The sequence below is a fragment of the Rhizorhabdus sp. genome, from assembly GCF_018006725.1.
Classification (GTDB): Bacteria; Pseudomonadota; Alphaproteobacteria; order Sphingomonadales; family Sphingomonadaceae; genus Rhizorhabdus.
The window spans coordinates 1-2,733 of sequence record NZ_JAGMXV010000441.1 but is presented as its reverse complement, the minus strand read 5'-3'; the positions used below and the strand labels follow the sequence as shown (position 1 = coordinate 2,733).

Annotated in this window: 2 protein-coding genes; one reads left to right on the top strand and one right to left on the bottom strand. The window is 59.9% G+C overall.

What is annotated here, in order from left to right; translation table 11 throughout:
- Window positions 1-189 precede the first annotated feature (189 nt).
- Window positions 190-1,329: an IS630 family transposase gene (locus KAY22_RS27510; protein ID WP_296626222.1), complete on the top strand. Its 1,140-nt coding sequence runs from the start codon at window positions 190-192 to the stop codon at window positions 1,327-1,329.
- A 28-nt stretch (window positions 1,330-1,357) separates the two neighbouring features.
- Here KAY22_RS27510 and glyA read toward each other — a convergent pair whose 3' ends face one another.
- Complete coding sequence (glyA, locus tag KAY22_RS27505; RefSeq protein ID WP_296626221.1) at window positions 1,358-2,608, bottom strand: serine hydroxymethyltransferase; 1,251 nt, start codon at window positions 2,606-2,608, stop codon at window positions 1,358-1,360.
- Window positions 2,609-2,733 lie beyond the last annotated feature (125 nt).

Genomic DNA, 2,733 nt, shown 5'->3' with positions numbered 1-2,733 from the left:
GCCTGGGACTGAAGGCGGCTTTTTTGCGCTCGCTGAGGCTGGTGCTGTGGGCGGCGATTTCAGCGAGAGAATCTCGTCCGGCTGTTCGTGACGCGCCGGACCTCGCGTTCTAGTAGTTCGTTTCAACAATTGACATGAACATTCAGCGATAATGGCATGATTGGATGACAATTGTGTTGAGGTGTAGTCATGTCGGGAAAGACGAGTCGGGCGGCACTGGTATTGACGGCGGCGGAAGAGGAGATGCTCGGGGGTCTGGCCAGGTCGAGAACGGCGCCCGTACGGGAAGCCGAGAGGGCGAAGATTCTGCTGGCGTACGCGGAGAAGCGGTCGATTACTGAAGTGACGCGCCGAGTGGGAGTCGGAGGTTTGACGGTGTGCAAGTGTATCGACAAGGCCCTGGCCCATGGTGTGGCCGCTGGGCTGAAGGATGCCTATCATCGCCCGCATGCGCCCGAGATTACCGAGGAGGCCAAGGCGTGGGTAGTCAGTTTGGCTTGCACAAAGCCGAAAGATCATGGAAGGGCAGCGGAAGTGTGGTCGATTTCGGCGTTGGCGGAATTTGTTTCGAGCCATGCCGAGGAGGCCGGCCACCCGCGTTTGGCGCAAGCCGGCAAGAGTACCGTCTGGCGGATTCTCAACGAGCGGCGGATCAAGCCGCACAAGATCAGCTATTACCTGGAACGGCGCGACCCGGATTTCGATCGGAAGATGCAAGAGGTTCTGATGGTTTATCAGGACGTGGCTTTGTACCGGGAGGGGGCTGTTCATGATGCGCGTCCAAATCCGATCTTCACCGTGAGCGTCGACGAGAAGCCGGGTGTTCAGGCGCTTGGTCTGACAGCCCCGGACCTGCCCCCGGTGCCTGACAAAGCGGCCAACCTCGGGCGCGATTACGAGTACGTTCGCCATGGCACCGTCTCGATTCTGGCTGGCATCGATCTGCACTCCGGTCACATCTTCGAGCGAGTCGAAGATCGGCACCGCAGCGCCGAGTTCATTGAGCTGCTTAAGGACATCGACGCCCACTATCCTCCAGAGGCGATTGTTCGCCTCGTTCTCGACAATCATTCGGCACACATCTCGAAGGAAACCCTGGCCTTCCTCGCGACACGCCCTGGGCGCTTCGAGTATGTCCACACCCCCAAACACGGCTCGTGGCTCAACCTCATCGAGTGCGCCTTCTCGAAGATGGCTCGCTCCTTCCTGCGACATATCCGGGTCACCTCTGTGGTCGAACTCAAGACACGCATCCGCCAAGGGATCAATGAGATGAACGCGGCCCCAGTCGTCTTTCGCTGGAAGAGGTTCGATCTGGCCATGGCCTAAGTTTTATATGTTTTAGCGGAACGAACTACTAGGCACCATAGACCGGAAATTTCCGGCACAGCGTCGAGACATCCGCACGCACTCGCCGCAGAACGCCTTCCTCGCCCGGCGCGTCGAGCACATCGGCAATCAGGTGAGCGACCAGTTCGGCTTCGATCTCGGTGAAACCACGCGTCGTCATCGCCGGCGAACCGATGCGGATGCCGGAAGTGACGAAGGGCTTTTGCGGGTCATTAGGAATGGCGTTCTTGTTGACCGTGATGTGCGCCGCACCCAGCACAGCCTCGGCTTCCTTCCCCGTGATGTTCTTGGCGCGCAGATCGACCAGGAAGACGTGTGATTCGGTCCGACCAGAGACGATGCGCAGTCCACGCTCTTCCGCCAGCACGCGCGACAGGACACGAGCGTTGGCCAGCACCTGCTCCTGGTAATGACGAAAGGCCGGCGTCAGCGCCTCCTTGAAAGCCACGGCCTTGGCTGCAATCACATGCATCAGCGGCCCTCCCTGCAGGCCAGGGAAAATGGCCGAATTGATCGCCTTTTCGTGCTCGGCCTTCATCAGGATAACCCCGCCGCGTGGGCCGCGCAGCGTCTTGTGCGTGGTCGAAGTCACGACATCGGCGCAGGGCACCGGGTTCGGGTAACAACCAGCGGCAATCAGGCCCGCGTAATGCGCCATATCGACCATGAAAATGGCGCCGATTTCCCTGGCCACATTGGCAAAACGTTCGAAGTCGATGCGCAGCGAGTAAGCCGAGGCACCGGCAATCAGGATGCGCGGCTTGTGCTCGCGGGCCAACGCTTCCATCCTCGGGTAGTCAATCGCTTCATGCTGATCAAGCCCGTAGGCTACGACCTTGAACCACTTGCCGGACATGTTGAGCGGCATGCCATGCGTGAGGTGACCGCCCTCGGCCAGACTCATGCCCATGATCGTGTCACCCGGCTTGGCAAAAGCCAGCAACACCGCCTGATTGGCCTGCGAGCCCGAGTTCGCCTGGACATTCGCGGCTTCAGCACCAAACAGCTTCTTCAGGCGATCGATCGCCAGTTGCTCGGCGACGTCGACGTACTCGCAGCCACCATAATAGCGCTTGCCCGGATAGCCTTCGGCATACTTGTTGGTCAGTTGCGAGCCCTGCGCAGCCATCACCGCGTGGCTGACATAATTCTCCGAGGCAATCAGTTCGATATGCTCCTCCTGACGCCGATTCTCGTTCTCGATCACCTGCCAGATCTTGGGATCAACTTTCGCCAGGGTGTCTTTATCGGAAAACATCGCGTGCCTCACAAGCCTTGAAAGGGCTGGAATTGTAGCACGCGCTGGCGGCTCACCCGGACTCCTCGCGACGGGAAACGGGCCGCCAGAGGCGGCGCCGGGTCAAGCCGCGAAAACATGCCCGG

Excerpts from the sequence above, each read along its gene's own strand:
- KAY22_RS27510 (WP_296626222.1), top strand. The coding sequence starts at position 190 with ATGTCGGGAAAGACGAGTCGGGCGGCACTGGTATTGACGGCGGCGGAA.
- glyA (WP_296626221.1), bottom strand. The coding sequence starts at position 2,608 with ATGTTTTCCGATAAAGACACCCTGGCGAAAGTTGATCCCAAGATCTGG.